We start from the raw sequence: 14,216 nt of genomic DNA, 5'->3' as shown, positions 1-14,216 counted from the left end.
GTGACGAAGAAATCGGCGCCAAGAAAATCGCTGAGTTGATGGCGGCGGTTGATTCCTTCATTCCACAGCCTCCACGTGCGATTGACGAACCTTTCTTGATGCCAATCGAGGACGTGTTCTCAATCTCTGGTCGCGGTACTGTTGTGACTGGCCGTATCGAGCGCGGTGTTGTTAACGTTGGAGATTCCATCGAAATCGTTGGTCTCAAAGACACAACAACAACCACTTGTACTGGTGTTGAAATGTTCCGCAAACTGCTTGATCGCGGTGAAGCTGGTGACAACATTGGTGCGCTTCTTCGCGGTGTTGACCGTGAAGGTGTTGAGCGTGGTCAGATCCTTTGTAAGCCCGGTTCTGTTAAGCCACACACGAAGTTTGAAGCTGAGGTCTATATTTTGACCAAAGAAGAGGGTGGCCGTCACACGCCGTTCTTTGCGAACTACCGTCCACAGTTTTACTTCCGCACAACGGACGTAACGGGCACAGTTACGCTTCCTGAAGGCACAGAAATGGTAATGCCAGGCGACAACTTGAAGTTCACAGTTGAACTGATCGCGCCAATCGCCATGGAAGCTGGCCTCCGCTTTGCGATCCGCGAAGGCGGCCGCACTGTTGGTTCCGGTGTTGTCTCTAAAATCATCGAGTAAGCATTAGCTGCTTGACCAATTGATTGGCGTCCCTTACTTGGGGCGCCAATTCTTCTTAAAGAATCTGAATTCGATGTAGGTCGTACAATCCCGTGCGGTCCCACCTCTCAATTCTTAAAAGCCGCGAAAGGCTACGACATGCAGTCGCAAAATATTCGCATTCGGCTCAAGGCGTTTGATTTCCGTGTACTGGACGCCAGCACACAAGAAATCGTAAGCACCGCAAAGCGCACAGGCGCCACAGTTCGTGGACCTATCCCGCTGCCGAACAAAATCGAGAAGTTCACAGTTCTTCGCAGTCCTCACGTGAACAAGAAATCCCGTGATCAGTTCGAAATCCGCACGCACAAGCGCTTGCTGGATATCGTCGACCCAACACCCCAAACAGTAGACGCGCTGATGAAGCTCGACCTTGCTGCGGGTGTTGACGTCGAGATCAAGGTTTAAGGAGGGTATTTGATGCGCTCTGGTGTAATCGCAAAAAAGGTTGGTATGACCCGCCTTTTCTTGGAAGACGGCAAACAGATTCCTGTAACCGTTCTCCAACTCGAAAACTTGCAAGTCGTTGATCAGCGTACGTCTGATCGTGACGGCTATACTGCTGTTCAGCTTGGTGCTGGTACGGCCAAAGCAAAACGCACGTCCCAAGGGATGCGCGGCCACTTTGCTAAAGCCAACGTAGCGCCAAAACGGAAAGTTGCGGAATTCCGCGTTTCCGAAGCAAACCTCATCGCCATTGGCGAAGAGATTTCTGCTGAGCACTATATTGCAGGTCAAAAAGTTGACGTCTCTGGTACGTCGATCGGTAAAGGCTTTCAGGGTGCTATGAAGCGTCACAACTTTGGGGGCCTTCGTGCTACTCACGGTGTGTCCGTTTCCCACCGCTCGCACGGCTCTACTGGTCAATGTCAAGACCCCGGCAAAGTTTTCAAAGGTAAGAAAATGGCCGGACACATGGGTTCCGCTCGTGTGACAACTCAAAACCTTGAAGTTATGCGTACAGATGCTGACCGTGGCTTGATCATGGTTAAAGGCGCTGTTCCTGGTTCCAAGGGCGGTTGGGTCACTGTCAAAGACGCAGTGAAAAAGAAACTGCCTGACGGCGTTCCTTTCCCAGCAGCACTGAAAAGTGCCGTTGTTGAAGCAGCTGTCGCGGCTCCCGCAGAAGGAGCAGTAGAATGAAGGCCGATGTAATCAAACTCGACGGTAGCAGTGCCGGCACATTGGATTTGGACGAGGCCCTGTTTGGTCTTGAGCCACGTGCTGACATCCTGCACCGCGTCGTTCGCTGGCAGCGCAACAATGCGCAAGCTGGTACACACAAGGTTAAGACACGCTCAGAAGTGAGCTACTCGACCAAGAAGATCGTTCGCCAAAAAGGCAGCGGTGGCGCTCGCCACGGTGCCCGTTCTGCGCCGATCTTCCGCGGTGGTGGTGTTTACAAGGGCCCAACGCCCCGTAGCCACGGCCACGAGCTGACGAAGAAATTCCGCAAGCTTGGTCTTTGCCACGCATTGTCCGCTAAGGCAGTTGCTGGTGAATTGGTTGTTATCGACTCAATCGATTTCAATGACGTAAAAACTTCGGTTCTGGCGAAAGCTATTAAAGAGCTGGGTTGGAAACGCGCATTGATCATCGACGGTGCCACCGTGAACGAAAACTTTGCGCGCGCCGCACGTAACATCGAAGGCTTGGATATCCTGCCATCGATGGGCGCTAACGTATTCGATATCCTGAAGCGTGACACTCTTGTGATCACTAAAGCAGGTCTCGAAGCATTGGAGGCACGTTTAAAATGAGCACCAAAGCAGCACAATATGATGTGATCCGTAAGCCGATCATTACTGAAAAAGCAACTATGGTTTCCGAAAACGGTGCCGTTGTTTTTGAAGTCGCGATCGACAGCAACAAACCCCAAATCAAAGACGCTGTTGAAGCGCTCTTTGGCGTAAAGGTCAAAGCTGTAAACACAACGATCACTAAGGGTAAAACCAAACGTTTCCGCGGCCGCCCAGGCAAGCGTAAAGACGTTAAAAAGGCTTATGTGACCCTTGAAGAGGGCAATACAATCGACGTGTCCACCGGACTCTAAGATTAGCTTTCTGAAGCTTTAAAGAGGCCCTCGCAGAAATGCGGGGGCCTCTTTGCGTTTGTGTTGGATGACCGCTAAGCGGACTTTTGTGCCGTTCAGTAGCATTTGACCAACGGCTGTTTACGTGATGCTTACCGCAGTCCTAGACGATTAAACGCCTAGTAAAATAGACTCTGGCGCACATTGCAGCGCGCCAGAGATGTTTGTTTAATGCGTGAACTTTTTGATTTCGCCGCTTTTGAGGCGCGAAGAATAGGACGCAAGTTCAGTACGAACCAACTTCATCAAGAAGTAGAGGCAGAAGATGTTCACAACCGCCATGGCAAAGATCGCAGCATCGGAGAAGTCGATGACAGGACCCAGCGACGCCGCAGCCCCGATTACGATGAACACACAGAAGATGACTTTAAACGTCAGTTCTGATGCTTTGCTTTCCCCAAATAAATAGGTCCAGCTTTTCAAGCCGTAGTAGGACCAAGAGATCATCGTTGAGAAGGCAAACAGCACAACTGCGATGGCCAAGACATACGGGAACCAACTGATGCTAGACCCGAAGGCCGCAGATGTGAGCGCAACGCCAGTGTTGCCGTCGACTGTGGCAATAGCCGATCCTGCCTCGTTCAAAAGGTAGTTGCCTGTTGCCGGATCGACAATCAGCTGCTGTGAAATCACGATCACCAACGCGGTCATTGTGCAGATCACCACGGTATCGATTAGGGGCTCAAGCAATGAAACGAAGCCCTCTGTGATTGGCTCCTTGGTTTTCACCGCAGAGTGGGCAATCGCCGCAGACCCAACACCAGCCTCATTCGAAAATGCGGCCCGTTTGAAACCTTGGATCAAGGCCCCGACAAAACCGCCAGCAACGCCAAGCCCTGTAAAGGCACCGTCGAAAATCTGACCAAAAGCCCAGCCGATTTTGTCGTAGTTTACCAGCAGAATGATCAACGCCGCACCGACATACAGGATGCCCATAAATGGCACGACTTTTTCTGTTACGTTGGCTATGGATTTGATCCCGCCCACGATAACCGAGAATACAACAACTGCGAAAATGATCCCTGTGATCCAGCCTGGATATTCGCCGACAATACCAGAAATCTGTGCATGCGCTTGATTGGCTTGGAACATATTACCGCCGCCAAGAGCACCAAGAATACAAAAGACCGAGAAAAGAACCGCGAGGAATTTACCCCCCGGCAAACCCAATTCTTTGAAGCCCTTCGAGATGTAGTACATTGGGCCCCCCGAAACAGTGCCGTCGGGGTATTCGTTACGATATTTCACGCCCAGCGTACATTCGGTGAATTTGGACGCCATGCCAAGCAGACCGGCAAGGATCATCCAGAACGTAGCCCCCGGCCCACCAATCCCAACGGCAACAGCGACACCCGCGATATTTCCTAAGCCGACAGTTCCCGACAGAGCCGTGGCAAGCGCTTGGAAATGACTAACCTCGCCCGCGTCATTGGGATCGGAATAATCGCCTTTAACCAGTTCGATAGAATGCCGAAGAAATCGAAATTGAACAAAACCGAAGTAGACGGTAAAAATAGAGGCGGCGATCACCAGCCACATCACGATCCACGGAAAGCTTGTTCCGGGGAAGGGTGCGAAAATCAGGCTCACGAATGGGCCGGTTATTTTTGCGAAGATTTGGTTGACCTTTTCATCGATCCCCATAGCCTCTTGTGCCATTAGAGGGCTGGCGGCGATGGTCAAGGCTATTGAGGCCAGCGAGATTTTTGATGTGATTTTCATAGTGTCCCCTATCCTACAACTGTGACAGGCACATCGGCGTGCATCACAAGGTTTTGTGTTGAGCTACCAAAAATACGCTTCGCAAACCCGTGCGATGAAGCGCGACCAACAATGATCTGCGTGCCGCCGTTTTGAACGGTGAGTTCATTCAAAGTTTCGGCAACATCCCCATGTCGCACGAGACCGCTGGCATTAAAGCCAGCCTCTTTTAGGGCCTTAACCGCAGGGTCAACAATCCGCGATGTGGCGAGCGCAATTTCTTCCTCACGTCGTTTGTGCCGTTGCGCGTTTTCTTCCGCAGTTTGAAAGGTGAACGGGGACCATTCGATAACGTAAATGGCGAGCAGTTCGCAGTCATCCATTCTGGATGCCAAGTCTTTGGCAAATGCTAAAGCGCGGTCTCCCGTCTCTGCACCGTCAAGTCCAATAACAATCTTCGGTTTCATTCCATCCTCCGTTTTTGCTGTTTTTACTCGTTTGAGGATCTGATTGCCCTCTTTGGAGAAAGTCTGCCGTAAAAATGAGCAGAAAGCTTCTCTCAATTTCAGCATTCGTGATTTTCTTGAACAAGAGCATGTTTTTTCGCGAATATTTCACATTTTTGTCAGGTACTTAGAACCAAATTCGGAATGTCCTCAATATGTGGCGATTCAGGCAGGACAGTATCAAATAGCTACAGAATGAGCCTTAAACTTGAGGCTGTAGCCCTCCAAGCTACCGTTCGCTTCGCGGTGACCGACGGGTGCTTGTTTTCTTTCTTCATTCGATAACCTTCCACAACAGCGGACATTGACCTGAACGTTTGTTTTGCCTAATTATGAGTGTCCCAAACCCTTTCCCGCCATCCCACGAAAATAATCCCCATCCGGTGTGGACCCCCCCAGGTTAATCTGGTACTCCCCGCCAATGGTTCTCGGCCTCAGATTCGTTCTGGGGCTGTTTGCTGTTTTTATCGGGGACCTTCGGGGCTCTATAATTTGGCCACCTTCGGGGGGCTCACACCGCGGATCACGCCAGTAGGGCAGGGTTCGCTTAGCTAAACGGAAGACAGAAAGCATGGCATTAAAGTCGTATAAACCGACGACGCCAGGCCAGCGTGGGCTGGTTCTGATTGACCGTTCGGAGCTTTGGAAAGGACGTCCCGTCAAGACCCTCACAGAGGGTTTGGCGAAATCGGGCGGCCGGAACAACACCGGACGAATCACAATGCGTCGCATTGGTGGGGGTGCTAAGCGCCTTTACCGTATCGTTGATTTCAAACGCAACAAAATGGACATCGCAGCCACCGTAGAGCGGATCGAGTATGACCCGAACCGGACGGCGTTTATTGCGTTGGTCAAATATGATGACGGCGAGCAAACTTATGTTCTCGCGCCTCAGCGTCTCGCAATTGGGGATAAAATCATCTCCTCTGCAAAAGCTGACATCAAGCCTGGTAACGCGATGCCTTTCTCTGGCATGCCTATCGGTACAATCGTTCACAACATCGAGCTGAAACAGGGTAAGGGCGGTCAAATCGCTCGTGCTGCTGGGACATATGCTCAGTTTGTTGGACGGGATGGTGCCTACGCACAGATCCGCCTTTCTTCGGGCGAATTGCGTTTGGTCCGTCAGGAATGCATGGCCACCGTTGGTGCCGTGTCCAACCCCGATAATAGCAACCAAAACATTGGTAAAGCTGGTCGCAACCGTCACAAGGGCATCCGTCCTTCTGTGCGTGGTGTTGCCATGAACCCGGTCGATCACCCCCACGGTGGTGGTGAAGGTCGGACATCCGGTGGTCGTCATCCTGTGACACCATGGGGCAAACCAACCAAAGGTGCGCGTACACGTAACAAGAAAAAAGCGTCTAGCAAGCTGATTGTCCGCTCGCGTCACGCCAAGAAAAAGGGGCGCTAATCCATGTCTCGTTCTGTATGGAAAGGCCCATTTGTCGACTCTTACGTGCTTAAGAAAGCCGAAAAGAGCCGTGAATCTGGCCGCAATGAAGTTATTAAAATTTGGTCCCGTCGTAGCACGATCCTGCCCCAGTTTGTGGGTTTGACGTTCGGTGTTTACAACGGCCATAAACATATTCCCGTAAACGTCACAGAAGACATGATTGGTCAAAAGTTTGGTGAGTATTCGCCAACTCGTACTTATTATGGCCACTCTGCTGACAAAAAAGCGAAGCGGAAATAAGTCATGGCAAAAGTAAAAAACGCACGCCGCGTAGCGGAAAACGAAGCAATGGCGAAAGTCAAAATGCTCCGCACTTCCCCTATCAAGCTGAACCTTGTTGCGGCGATGATCCGTGGCAAGAAAGTTGACAAGGCTTTGACAGACCTGACCTTCAGCAACAAACGTATTGCTGCTGACGTTAAGAAATGTCTCCAGTCCGCGATCGCTAACGCAGAAAACAACCACAATCTGGATGTTGACTCGTTGATCGTTGCCGAAGCCTATGTTGGTAAAAACCTGACACTGAAACGTGGTCGTCCACGCGCACGTGGCCGGTTCGGCAAAATTCTGAAGCCATTCTCGGAACTAACTATCTTGGTTCGCCAGAATGAGGAGCAAGCATAATGGGTAATAAAGTAAATCCAATTGGCATGCGCCTTCAGGTTAACCGTACTTGGGATAGCCGCTGGTATGCCGACACTAAAGATTTTGGGAATCTTCTTCTGGAAGACCTCAAGATGCGCGAATTCATCAAGGAAGAATGCAAGCAAGCTGGCATCTCCCGGGTGATTATCGAGCGTCCACACCGTAAGTGCCGTGTAACAATTTACACAGCCCGTCCCGGTGTGATCATTGGTAAAAAAGGCGCCGATATCGAAGGTCTTCGCAAGAAGCTCGCAGCTTTCACCAAATCTGAATTGCACCTCAACATCGTTGAAGTTCGCAAGCCAGAGATGGATGCTGCTCTCGTTGGTGAGAATATCGCACAACAACTCGAGCGTCGAGTTTCTTTCCGTCGCGCGATGAAACGTGCGGTGCAAAACGCAATGCGTATGGGTGCCCTTGGTATCCGTGTTAACGTTGCGGGCCGTCTCGGCGGCGCCGAGATCGCGCGGACCGAATGGTACCGTGAGGGTCGCGTGCCTTTGCACACACTTCGTGCCGATATCGATTACGCACATGTCGAAGCGATGACTGCCTATGGCATCATCGGGATTAAAACCTGGATCTTCAAAGGCGAGATCATGGAACACGATCCTTCGGCGCATGAGCGTAAGCAACAGGAACTCCAAGACGGTCCAACACCTCGCGGTGCTGGCGGTCGTCGCTAAGGAGAAGATAGATGCTTCAGCCAAAACGCAGTAAATTCCGCAAAATGTTTAAGGGCCGTATCCACGGTCTTGCAAAAGGCGGATCGACGCTAACGTTCGGTACATATGGCCTCAAAACCATTGAACCAGAACGCATCACAGCGCGTCAAATCGAAGCCGCGCGTCGTGCAATGACACGTCACATGAAACGCCAAGGCCGTGTGTGGATCCGGATTTTCCCAGATTTGCCCGTCACCTCCAAGCCAACCGAAGTTCGGATGGGTAAAGGTAAAGGTTCTGTCGATTTTTGGGCCGCGAAAGTTAAGCCTGGTCGGATTCTCTTTGAAATCGACGGTGTAGACGAAGTTACTGCTCGTGAGGCTCTTCGCCTTGCAGCGATGAAACTGCCGGTGAAAACCCGCACAGTTGTTCGCGAAGACTGGTAAATCTACCCCAAGCGCTCCGCGCATATGGTGAAAAAATTGAAGCCCCCGCCGAGCAATCAGTGGGGGCTTTTTTGTTCTGAAGGCGGGTTCTCAAGTAGGCTGGGTGGATGAATAAGTTTTTCCGAGCGCTGGTGATGGGACTGTTTGTGCTTGCGGCCCCAGTGCGCGCGGCGCCTTTGCCCTACGACATGGATACGCAACACAGCGAAGTGTCGTTTTCTTACTCGCTTGAGGGCCTTGAATTTTCAGGCTCATTTCCGGATTTTTCAACCAAGCTTATTCTGGATTTCGACAGCGTCTCGAAATCAACAGTCGATGTGACGCTCAATGCGCGCACCGTCAGAGGCGGAATTATCTTCGCCACAGACGCTTTGCGCGGGCCCGAGGTCCTCGATGTGGCGAAGTTTCCGATCATTCGGTTTACGTCGACAAAAATTGATACGGTGGGGCAAAGTGTCCGCATTAGGGGGAACATGACGATCAAAGATGTCACGCGCCCAATGACGCTCCTTGCGAAACTCTATCGGGCTCCGGATTCAAACCCAGATGAACAAGACAATTTGACGATCAGGATTTCCGGTCAAATCAATCGAAATGCGTTCAACGTCGTGGGATATGACACTCTTGTGGGGAGCGTCATAAAAATCAATGTGACGGCGCAAATCAGGAAACGGCAATAGGCTGAGTTCAGCGCCAAGCGTAGTTGAAACTCACGCTAATGCGTTCCTCTTCTGTCATATTCATAGGCACTTCGTGGCGCAGCCAGCTCTCCCACAATAGGACGTCGCTCACTTCTGGTTTGATATAGGTGAAGTTGCGCATTTCTGGTCTGGCATTGGCAATGCGGGTTGGCGCGGCCATCATCATTTGGGAGCGGGGATCCTCGAATTTAATCGCGCTCGCACCTTCAGGCATGGTGACATAGGTCGTGCCACTAACGATGCTGTGAGGATGGATATGGGAGGTATGAATGCCGCCTTGGGGCAGGATGTTTATCCAGATATTGTCGAGAACAACCTCTTTGCCATCCAGATCAAATTCGAGGTCTTTGACGAAGGCCGCAACATGTTTGTCGAGCGCTTTGACGAGATCCTCAAAGATGGGAAACCGCCAGCCCAAGTCCGTGAGGGAGGCATAGCTGGTATAGCCTGGAAAGTCATTGTCTTCGCACCATTGCTGGCCTGCCTCATCGTCTTCGGCGATTGAGAGGCACGACGTTTCGAGTTCATTCGCGTCAATGGCATCCCCGAATTCATTTAAGGCGGCGCGATAGAGGCGGGTAACAAAGAGGGAATTGATCTGTGACATTTGAGGGATACCTGTGTGGTCTTTGGTGTGGGAAAATCCGTGAGGGCAGTTTATCAGGTGGGGGAGGGCATGTCTTGTGCGATTGTGGGGCCTGTCACTCGCATGCTGGAATACCTCGAAATTGGGGCCCCCAGTGGGGAAACCTCAACATTTACTGGCCGCGGCAAACTTTCCCTTGCCCTCCCTGCGACTCCCAATTATAGACACACATCTCGTGGATTCCAGCTCGCTGGGATTCGCTTGTTTTGCTATTCATCCACCAGGCTTTTGGTGACCCTGAAATAATGTCAGGGGCCGGCTGGTGTTTTGAGAAAGGAAGAGGCGCATGAACGCCAATGAACTACGTGATAAGACACCAGACCAGCTTCAAGACGAGCTGGTTGCGCTGAAAAAGGAATCGTTCAATCTACGGTTCCAACAAGCGACGTCGCAACTCGAAAACACCGCACAAGTTAAAACTGCACGTCGTGCAGCCGCTCGTGTAAAAACAATTCTTAACGAAAAGGCCGCAAAAGCGGCTGGCGAATAGGAGCCACGATATGCCTAAACGTATTTTGACTGGCACTGTAACAAGCAACCAAAACGCGCAAACAGTAACTGTTTCCGTTGAACGTCGCTTCACGCACCCTGTTTTGAAGAAAACCATTCGTAAGTCCAAAAAATATCGGGCGCACGATGAACAGAACGCTTTCAACGTTGGTGATCAAGTTCGCATTCAAGAATGTGCACCAAAGTCGAAAACGAAACGCTGGGAAGTTCTTTCCGCTTAAGCGGGGACTTTTCAGATTTACGAAACCCTGGGGACAAGCCATTGGATGGCCCCCATAGGTCGGGAGAAATCGCATGATCCAAATGCAGACAAATCTCGATGTTGCTGACAACTCCGGCGCTCGCCGTGTTCAGTGCATTAAGGTTTTGGGTGGCTCTAAGCGTAGATACGCTTCCGTAGGTGACGTTATCGTCGTCTCGGTTAAAGAAGCCATCCCTCGTGGGCGCGTTAAAAAAGGGGACGTCCGTAAGGCCGTCGTCGTACGCACCGCTAAAGAAGTATTTCGTGAAGATGGCACAGTGATCCGTTTTGATCGCAATGCAGCCGTTATTCTGAACAACGCTAATGAGCCCGTAGGTACACGTATCTTCGGCCCAGTTGTTCGTGAATTGCGTGCAAAAAGCTTCATGAAGATCATCTCGCTTGCACCGGAGGTGCTGTAAGATGGCTGCTAAATTGAAAAAAGGCGATAAAATCGTCGTGCTTGCCGGTAAAGACAAAGGTAAAGAGGGCGCAATCGCGTCTATCGATCCTAAGTCCGGCAAAGCTGTTGTTGAAGGTGTCAATGTTGCGATCCGCCACGTGCGCGCTTCGCAAACTGACCAAGGCGGTCGCGTTCCTAAAGCGATGCCAATTCAACTTTCTAACCTCGCACTGCTCGACTCCAAAGGTAAGGCAACTCGCGTTGGCTTCCGTGAGGAAGACGGCAAGAAAGTGCGTTTCGCGAAGACAACAGGGGAGACCGTATAATGCTTGATACTGCAAACTACACCCCCCGTTTGAAGACTGTTTACAAAGACGTCATTCGTGCAGCTCTTAAAGAAGAGTTCGCTTACAAAAACGAAATGATGATCCCTAAGCTCGACAAAATCGTCTTGAACATGGGTATCGGCGAAACAACACGCGACACCAAAAAGATCAAATCCGCTGAGGCTGACCTCACTGCGATTGCTGGTCAAAAGGTTCTCATCACAAAAGCTAAGAAATCCATAGCTGGTTTCCGCGTTCGTGAAGATATGCCGCTTGGTGTTAAAGTGACTCTTCGTGGCGAAAAGATGTACGAATTTCTGGATCGTTTGATCACCGTTGCAATGCCTCGTATCCGCGACTTCCGCGGCATCTCTGGCAAAAGCTTTGACGGTCGTGGCAACTACGCCATGGGTCTGAAAGAACACATCGTCTTTCCTGAGATTGAGTACGACAAAGTCGACGAAATCTGGGGTATGGATATCGTAATCGCCACCACCGCAAAAACCGACGCGGAAGCAAAGGCGCTGTTGAAAGCTTTCAACATGCCCTTTAACAGCTGATCGCGGAAGGAAAGGTTAGACATGGCTAAAAAAGCAATGATCGAACGCGAGAAAAAGCGCGCACTTTTGGTGGAGAAATTCGCCGGTAAACGTGCTGCTCTTAAAGAGATCGCAAACGATGAAAGCAAGACAATGGAAGAGCGTTTCACTGCTCGCCTGAAGCTTGCTAAACTTCCTCGCAATTCGTCCGCGACACGGCTTCACAACCGTTGCCAGCTGACGGGACGTCCTCATGCTTACTACCGTAAGTTCAAAATCAGCCGTATCGCGCTGCGGGAACTTGGCTCGAATGGCCAAATCCCCGGCATGGTTAAGTCCAGCTGGTAAGGGAGAGACGATATGAATGATCCTATCGGTGATATGCTCACCCGTATTCGCAACGCACAAATGCGCGGCAAATCAACAGTAGAGACTCCTGCGTCTAAGCTTCGTGCTTGGGTTCTCGACGTTCTTCTTTCTGAAGGTTATATCCGTGGCTATGAAGCGACAACAGGCAAAGATGGCCATCCGGCTCTCGACATTAGCTTGAAGTATCTTGATGGCACTCCAGTTATCCGTGACCTAAAGCGTGTTTCGACACCTGGACGTCGCGTTTATATGGGCGTTAAAGACATCCCAGTCGTCCGTCAGGGCTTGGGAATTTCCGTGGTCTCCACACCTCAGGGTGTGATGTCGGACGCATCTGCACGCAATGCCAATGTTGGCGGCGAAGTGCTCTGCACCGTATTCTAGGAGGATCGGATGTCAAGAATTGGTAAAAAATCTGTTAAGTTGCCCGCAGGAGTTAGTGCCGCGGTCTCCGGACAAACAGTCGAAGTAAAAGGCCCTAAAGGGACTTTGAATTTCACAGCAACGGATGATATTTCAATCGTTGTTGCGAATGATGAAGTTTCTGTTGTGCCGCGCTCTAAGTCGAAGCGCGCGCGTCAACAATGGGGTATGTCCCGCACTTGTATCCAAAATTTGGTGACCGGTGTTACGGAAGGCTTCAAGAAAGAACTGGAAATCAACGGTGTTGGTTATCGTGCTACAGTTCAGGGGACTACTCTGAAACTGAGCCTTGGTTTTTCCCACGAAGTTAACTTCGAGGTGCCTGCTGGCGTAACCGTCACATCACCAAAAAACACGATCATCTTTGTTGAAGGTATCGACTCTCAACTTGTTGGCCAAGTCGCGGCGAATATTCGCGAATGGCGTAAACCCGAGCCCTATAAAGGCAAAGGCATCAAGTACAAAGACGAGTACATCTTCCGCAAAGCCGGTAAAAAGAAATAAGGACCCAGGAAATGGCAAACAGCAAAAGAACTCTGTTTCTGAAGCGCCGCCTGCGCGTTCGGAACAAACTTCGGAAAATGGCAAATGGGCGTGCGCGCCTGTCTGTTCATCGTTCCAACAAAAACATCAGCGTACAGTTGATCGACGATTTGAACGGCGTAACGATCGCTTCGGCTTCTTCCCTCGAGAAGGATCTGGGCGTTTTGAACACCAACAACATCGCCGCAGCAACGAAAGTAGGCGCAGCTATTGCTGAGCGTGCTAAAAAAGCTGGTGTTGAAGCATGCTACTTTGATCGTGGCGGCTTCCTCTTTCACGGTAAGATCAAGGCTTTGGCCGAGGCTGCTCGTGAAGGTGGTTTGAAGTTCTAAAAAAGTGTGGGTGGCTCTTAGGCCACCCCGATGATCCAGGGGGCTGTTCGTTCTGAGCGGCCCCACTCGGATTGACAGATTATGGCGCAGAGCGCCTGAAGAAAGGAATGCCACATGGCAGAACGTGATAACAACCGTCGCGGCCCTCGTCGCGACCGCGAAGAGACACCAGAATTTGCGGATCGTCTCGTAGCGATCAACCGCGTTTCCAAAACCGTGAAAGGTGGTAAACGCTTCGGCTTTGCTGCGCTCGTGGTTGTTGGAGATCAAAAAGGCCGCGTGGGTTTTGGCAAAGGGAAAGCAAAAGAAGTTCCCGAAGCTATCCGCAAAGCAACTGAACAAGCTAAACGTCAACTTGTGCGCGTTCCATTGCGTGAAGGCCGTACGTTGCACCACGACATCGAGGGCCGTCATGGCGCTGGTAAAGTTGTGATGCGTACAGCTCCACAGGGTACTGGTATTATTGCCGGTGGTCCGATGCGCGCTGTGTTCGAGATGCTTGGTGTACAGGACGTTGTTGCGAAATCTATTGGTTCGCAAAACCCGTACAACATGATCCGTGCAACGATTGATGGTCTCACAAAAGAGAGCAGCCCTCGTATGGTCGCACAACGTCGTGGCAAAAAAGTCGCTGACATTCTTCAACGTGGTGGTGCTGCTCCGGCTGCTGAGGCTCCGGCCGAAGTAGAAGCTGCAGACGCAGACGCATAGGAAAAATATCATGGCTAAAACTATCGTTGTAAAACAGATCGGTTCTCCGATCCGTCGTCCCGCCAAACAGCGTCAAACGCTGATCGGCTTGGGCCTCAACAAGATGCACAAAACCCGTGAGTTGGAAGACACACCTGCCGTTCGCGGCATGGTTGCGAAACTTCCCCACATGGTGGTGATCATCGAAGAAAAAGGCTAAGCCCTTCTTCTAAAGACCTTAAAAAGCGCTCTCGGGAAACTGAGGGCGCTTTTTTAATGGTTGAATGGGATTGATT

General features: G+C 51.0%; 25 protein-coding genes. 22 read left to right on the top strand and 3 right to left on the bottom strand.

What is annotated here, in order from left to right; genetic code table 11:
* The 5 genes from AB9F29_RS16010 to AB9F29_RS15990 form a co-directional block, all read left to right on the top strand.
* Nucleotides 1-647: EF-Tu/IF-2/RF-3 family GTPase (locus tag AB9F29_RS16010; protein WP_369756385.1), on the top strand; the 647-nt coding region annotated here is incomplete at its 5' end.
* A gap of 138 nt (nucleotides 648-785) precedes the next feature.
* Entirely contained in the window at nucleotides 786-1,094 is a 309-nt protein-coding gene (gene rpsJ / locus AB9F29_RS16005; RefSeq protein ID WP_038999803.1) for a 30S ribosomal protein S10, read from the top strand.
* A 12-nt stretch (nucleotides 1,095-1,106) separates the two neighbouring features.
* Nucleotides 1,107-1,829, top strand: coding sequence for a 50S ribosomal protein L3 (gene rplC / locus AB9F29_RS16000; RefSeq protein WP_369756384.1), 723 nt, complete (start codon nucleotides 1,107-1,109; stop codon nucleotides 1,827-1,829).
* Nucleotides 1,826-2,446: a 50S ribosomal protein L4 gene (gene rplD, locus AB9F29_RS15995; protein ID WP_038999800.1), complete on the top strand. Its 621-nt coding sequence runs from the start codon at nucleotides 1,826-1,828 to the stop codon at nucleotides 2,444-2,446. The genes rplC and rplD overlap by 4 nt, the downstream gene beginning before the upstream one ends.
* A complete protein-coding gene (locus AB9F29_RS15990) occupies nucleotides 2,443-2,739 on the top strand; it encodes a 50S ribosomal protein L23 (RefSeq protein WP_038999799.1) in 297 nt (98 codons plus the stop codon). Before rplD ends, AB9F29_RS15990 begins: the two co-directional genes overlap by 4 nt.
* A gap of 207 nt (nucleotides 2,740-2,946) precedes the next feature.
* Here the strand turns inward: AB9F29_RS15990 and AB9F29_RS15985 are convergent, their stop codons facing one another.
* Both AB9F29_RS15985 and AB9F29_RS15980 read right to left on the bottom strand, forming a co-directional pair.
* Nucleotides 2,947-4,500, bottom strand: coding sequence for an alanine/glycine:cation symporter family protein (locus AB9F29_RS15985; protein WP_369756383.1), 1,554 nt, complete (start codon nucleotides 4,498-4,500; stop codon nucleotides 2,947-2,949).
* A gap of 8 nt (nucleotides 4,501-4,508) precedes the next feature.
* The gene (locus tag AB9F29_RS15980) at nucleotides 4,509-4,946 is read right to left on the bottom strand and encodes a universal stress protein (protein ID WP_335586592.1); all 438 of its coding nucleotides are present in this window, start codon (nucleotides 4,944-4,946) and stop codon (nucleotides 4,509-4,511) included.
* Nucleotides 4,947-5,556: 610 nt separating this feature from the next.
* Between AB9F29_RS15980 and rplB the strand changes: the two genes are divergently transcribed.
* The 6 genes from rplB (at nucleotide 5,557) to AB9F29_RS15950 (ending at nucleotide 8,877) form a co-directional block, all read left to right on the top strand.
* Nucleotides 5,557-6,399, top strand: coding sequence for a 50S ribosomal protein L2 (gene rplB / locus AB9F29_RS15975; protein WP_369756382.1), 843 nt, complete (start codon nucleotides 5,557-5,559; stop codon nucleotides 6,397-6,399).
* 3 nt (nucleotides 6,400-6,402) lie between these two features.
* Nucleotides 6,403-6,681, top strand: coding sequence for a 30S ribosomal protein S19 (gene rpsS, locus AB9F29_RS15970; protein WP_039001093.1), 279 nt, complete (start codon nucleotides 6,403-6,405; stop codon nucleotides 6,679-6,681).
* Nucleotides 6,682-6,684: 3 nt separating this feature from the next.
* Entirely contained in the window at nucleotides 6,685-7,065 is a 381-nt protein-coding gene (gene rplV / locus AB9F29_RS15965; RefSeq protein WP_039001094.1) for a 50S ribosomal protein L22, read from the top strand.
* Nucleotides 7,065-7,772, top strand: a complete 708-nt coding sequence (gene rpsC, locus AB9F29_RS15960; protein ID WP_039001095.1) for a 30S ribosomal protein S3 — start codon at nucleotides 7,065-7,067, stop codon at nucleotides 7,770-7,772. The genes rplV and rpsC overlap by 1 nt, the downstream gene beginning before the upstream one ends.
* An 11-nt stretch (nucleotides 7,773-7,783) precedes the next feature.
* Entirely contained in the window at nucleotides 7,784-8,197 is a 414-nt protein-coding gene (gene rplP / locus AB9F29_RS15955; protein ID WP_039001096.1) for a 50S ribosomal protein L16, read from the top strand.
* 107 nt (nucleotides 8,198-8,304) lie between these two features.
* Nucleotides 8,305-8,877 (top strand): YceI family protein, encoded by a 573-nt coding sequence (locus AB9F29_RS15950; protein WP_369756381.1) that lies wholly within the window; start codon nucleotides 8,305-8,307, stop codon nucleotides 8,875-8,877.
* A 7-nt stretch (nucleotides 8,878-8,884) separates the two neighbouring features.
* Here AB9F29_RS15950 and AB9F29_RS15945 read toward each other — a convergent pair whose 3' ends face one another.
* On the bottom strand, nucleotides 8,885-9,505 hold the full coding sequence (locus AB9F29_RS15945) for a 2OG-Fe(II) oxygenase family protein (protein WP_039004077.1): 621 nt from the start codon (nucleotides 9,503-9,505) through the stop codon (nucleotides 8,885-8,887).
* 325 nt (nucleotides 9,506-9,830) lie between these two features.
* Here AB9F29_RS15945 and rpmC point away from each other — a divergent pair, with 325 nt between their 5' ends.
* From rpmC to rpmD, 11 genes are all read left to right on the top strand, one after another.
* Nucleotides 9,831-10,034 carry a 50S ribosomal protein L29 gene (gene rpmC, locus AB9F29_RS15940; RefSeq protein ID WP_039004075.1) on the top strand — a complete coding sequence of 68 codons (204 nt, stop codon included), beginning with the start codon at nucleotides 9,831-9,833 and terminating at the stop codon, nucleotides 10,032-10,034.
* A gap of 10 nt (nucleotides 10,035-10,044) precedes the next feature.
* Nucleotides 10,045-10,275 (top strand): 30S ribosomal protein S17, encoded by a 231-nt coding sequence (gene rpsQ / locus AB9F29_RS15935; protein WP_039004074.1) that lies wholly within the window; start codon nucleotides 10,045-10,047, stop codon nucleotides 10,273-10,275.
* Between the two features lie 73 nt (nucleotides 10,276-10,348).
* Nucleotides 10,349-10,717, top strand: coding sequence for a 50S ribosomal protein L14 (gene rplN / locus AB9F29_RS15930; protein ID WP_039004073.1), 369 nt, complete (start codon nucleotides 10,349-10,351; stop codon nucleotides 10,715-10,717).
* Between the two features lies 1 nt (nucleotide 10,718).
* A complete protein-coding gene (gene rplX / locus AB9F29_RS15925; RefSeq protein ID WP_039004072.1) occupies nucleotides 10,719-11,024 on the top strand; it encodes a 50S ribosomal protein L24 in 306 nt (101 codons plus the stop codon).
* Nucleotides 11,024-11,584, top strand: a complete 561-nt coding sequence (rplE, locus tag AB9F29_RS15920; RefSeq protein WP_039004071.1) for a 50S ribosomal protein L5 — start codon at nucleotides 11,024-11,026, stop codon at nucleotides 11,582-11,584. Before rplX ends, rplE begins: the two co-directional genes overlap by 1 nt.
* Nucleotides 11,585-11,605: 21 nt before the next feature.
* Entirely contained in the window at nucleotides 11,606-11,911 is a 306-nt protein-coding gene (rpsN, locus tag AB9F29_RS15915; RefSeq protein WP_039004070.1) for a 30S ribosomal protein S14, read from the top strand.
* A 12-nt stretch (nucleotides 11,912-11,923) separates the two neighbouring features.
* Nucleotides 11,924-12,316, top strand: coding sequence for a 30S ribosomal protein S8 (rpsH, locus tag AB9F29_RS15910; RefSeq protein ID WP_039004069.1), 393 nt, complete (start codon nucleotides 11,924-11,926; stop codon nucleotides 12,314-12,316).
* 9 nt (nucleotides 12,317-12,325) lie between these two features.
* Nucleotides 12,326-12,859: a 50S ribosomal protein L6 gene (rplF, locus tag AB9F29_RS15905; RefSeq protein ID WP_039004068.1), complete on the top strand. Its 534-nt coding sequence runs from the start codon at nucleotides 12,326-12,328 to the stop codon at nucleotides 12,857-12,859.
* 11 nt (nucleotides 12,860-12,870) lie between these two features.
* Nucleotides 12,871-13,230: a 50S ribosomal protein L18 gene (gene rplR / locus AB9F29_RS15900; RefSeq protein ID WP_039004067.1), complete on the top strand. Its 360-nt coding sequence runs from the start codon at nucleotides 12,871-12,873 to the stop codon at nucleotides 13,228-13,230.
* Nucleotides 13,231-13,344: 114 nt separating this feature from the next.
* Nucleotides 13,345-13,941 (top strand): 30S ribosomal protein S5, encoded by a 597-nt coding sequence (rpsE, locus tag AB9F29_RS15895; RefSeq protein ID WP_039004066.1) that lies wholly within the window; start codon nucleotides 13,345-13,347, stop codon nucleotides 13,939-13,941.
* 10 nt (nucleotides 13,942-13,951) lie between these two features.
* On the top strand, nucleotides 13,952-14,140 hold the full coding sequence (gene rpmD, locus AB9F29_RS15890) for a 50S ribosomal protein L30 (RefSeq protein ID WP_039004065.1): 189 nt from the start codon (nucleotides 13,952-13,954) through the stop codon (nucleotides 14,138-14,140).
* Nucleotides 14,141-14,216: the final 76 nt, after the last annotated feature.

The sequence above is a fragment of the Falsihalocynthiibacter sp. S25ZX9 genome (genome assembly GCF_041205405.1).
Lineage (GTDB): Bacteria > Pseudomonadota > Alphaproteobacteria > Rhodobacterales > Rhodobacteraceae > Falsihalocynthiibacter > Falsihalocynthiibacter arcticus.
Note: the sequence above shows the minus strand (reverse complement) of the source record. Positions and strands in the feature narration are given on the sequence as shown.

Excerpts from the sequence above, each read along its gene's own strand:
- rplV (WP_039001094.1), top strand. The coding sequence starts at position 6,685 with ATGGCAAAAGTAAAAAACGCACGCCGCGTAGCGGAAAACGAAGCAATG.
- rplF (WP_039004068.1), top strand. The coding sequence starts at position 12,326 with ATGTCAAGAATTGGTAAAAAATCTGTTAAGTTGCCCGCAGGAGTTAGT.
- rpsE (WP_039004066.1), top strand. The coding sequence starts at position 13,345 with ATGGCAGAACGTGATAACAACCGTCGCGGCCCTCGTCGCGACCGCGAA.
- AB9F29_RS15980 (WP_335586592.1), bottom strand. The coding sequence starts at position 4,946 with ATGAAACCGAAGATTGTTATTGGACTTGACGGTGCAGAGACGGGAGAC.
- rplN (WP_039004073.1), top strand. The coding sequence starts at position 10,349 with ATGATCCAAATGCAGACAAATCTCGATGTTGCTGACAACTCCGGCGCT.
- rpmD (WP_039004065.1), top strand. The coding sequence starts at position 13,952 with ATGGCTAAAACTATCGTTGTAAAACAGATCGGTTCTCCGATCCGTCGT.
- rplD (WP_038999800.1), top strand. The coding sequence starts at position 1,826 with ATGAAGGCCGATGTAATCAAACTCGACGGTAGCAGTGCCGGCACATTG.
- rplP (WP_039001096.1), top strand. The coding sequence starts at position 7,784 with ATGCTTCAGCCAAAACGCAGTAAATTCCGCAAAATGTTTAAGGGCCGT.
- rplX (WP_039004072.1), top strand. The coding sequence starts at position 10,719 with ATGGCTGCTAAATTGAAAAAAGGCGATAAAATCGTCGTGCTTGCCGGT.
- rpsH (WP_039004069.1), top strand. The coding sequence starts at position 11,924 with ATGAATGATCCTATCGGTGATATGCTCACCCGTATTCGCAACGCACAA.
- AB9F29_RS15985 (WP_369756383.1), bottom strand. The coding sequence starts at position 4,500 with ATGAAAATCACATCAAAAATCTCGCTGGCCTCAATAGCCTTGACCATC.
- rpsQ (WP_039004074.1), top strand. The coding sequence starts at position 10,045 with ATGCCTAAACGTATTTTGACTGGCACTGTAACAAGCAACCAAAACGCG.
- rpmC (WP_039004075.1), top strand. The coding sequence starts at position 9,831 with ATGAACGCCAATGAACTACGTGATAAGACACCAGACCAGCTTCAAGAC.
- rplE (WP_039004071.1), top strand. The coding sequence starts at position 11,024 with ATGCTTGATACTGCAAACTACACCCCCCGTTTGAAGACTGTTTACAAA.
- rpsN (WP_039004070.1), top strand. The coding sequence starts at position 11,606 with ATGGCTAAAAAAGCAATGATCGAACGCGAGAAAAAGCGCGCACTTTTG.
- rplC (WP_369756384.1), top strand. The coding sequence starts at position 1,107 with ATGCGCTCTGGTGTAATCGCAAAAAAGGTTGGTATGACCCGCCTTTTC.
- rpsJ (WP_038999803.1), top strand. The coding sequence starts at position 786 with ATGCAGTCGCAAAATATTCGCATTCGGCTCAAGGCGTTTGATTTCCGT.
- AB9F29_RS15990 (WP_038999799.1), top strand. The coding sequence starts at position 2,443 with ATGAGCACCAAAGCAGCACAATATGATGTGATCCGTAAGCCGATCATT.
- rpsC (WP_039001095.1), top strand. The coding sequence starts at position 7,065 with ATGGGTAATAAAGTAAATCCAATTGGCATGCGCCTTCAGGTTAACCGT.
- AB9F29_RS15945 (WP_039004077.1), bottom strand. The coding sequence starts at position 9,505 with ATGTCACAGATCAATTCCCTCTTTGTTACCCGCCTCTATCGCGCCGCC.
- AB9F29_RS15950 (WP_369756381.1), top strand. The coding sequence starts at position 8,305 with ATGAATAAGTTTTTCCGAGCGCTGGTGATGGGACTGTTTGTGCTTGCG.
- rplR (WP_039004067.1), top strand. The coding sequence starts at position 12,871 with ATGGCAAACAGCAAAAGAACTCTGTTTCTGAAGCGCCGCCTGCGCGTT.
- rpsS (WP_039001093.1), top strand. The coding sequence starts at position 6,403 with ATGTCTCGTTCTGTATGGAAAGGCCCATTTGTCGACTCTTACGTGCTT.
- rplB (WP_369756382.1), top strand. The coding sequence starts at position 5,557 with ATGGCATTAAAGTCGTATAAACCGACGACGCCAGGCCAGCGTGGGCTG.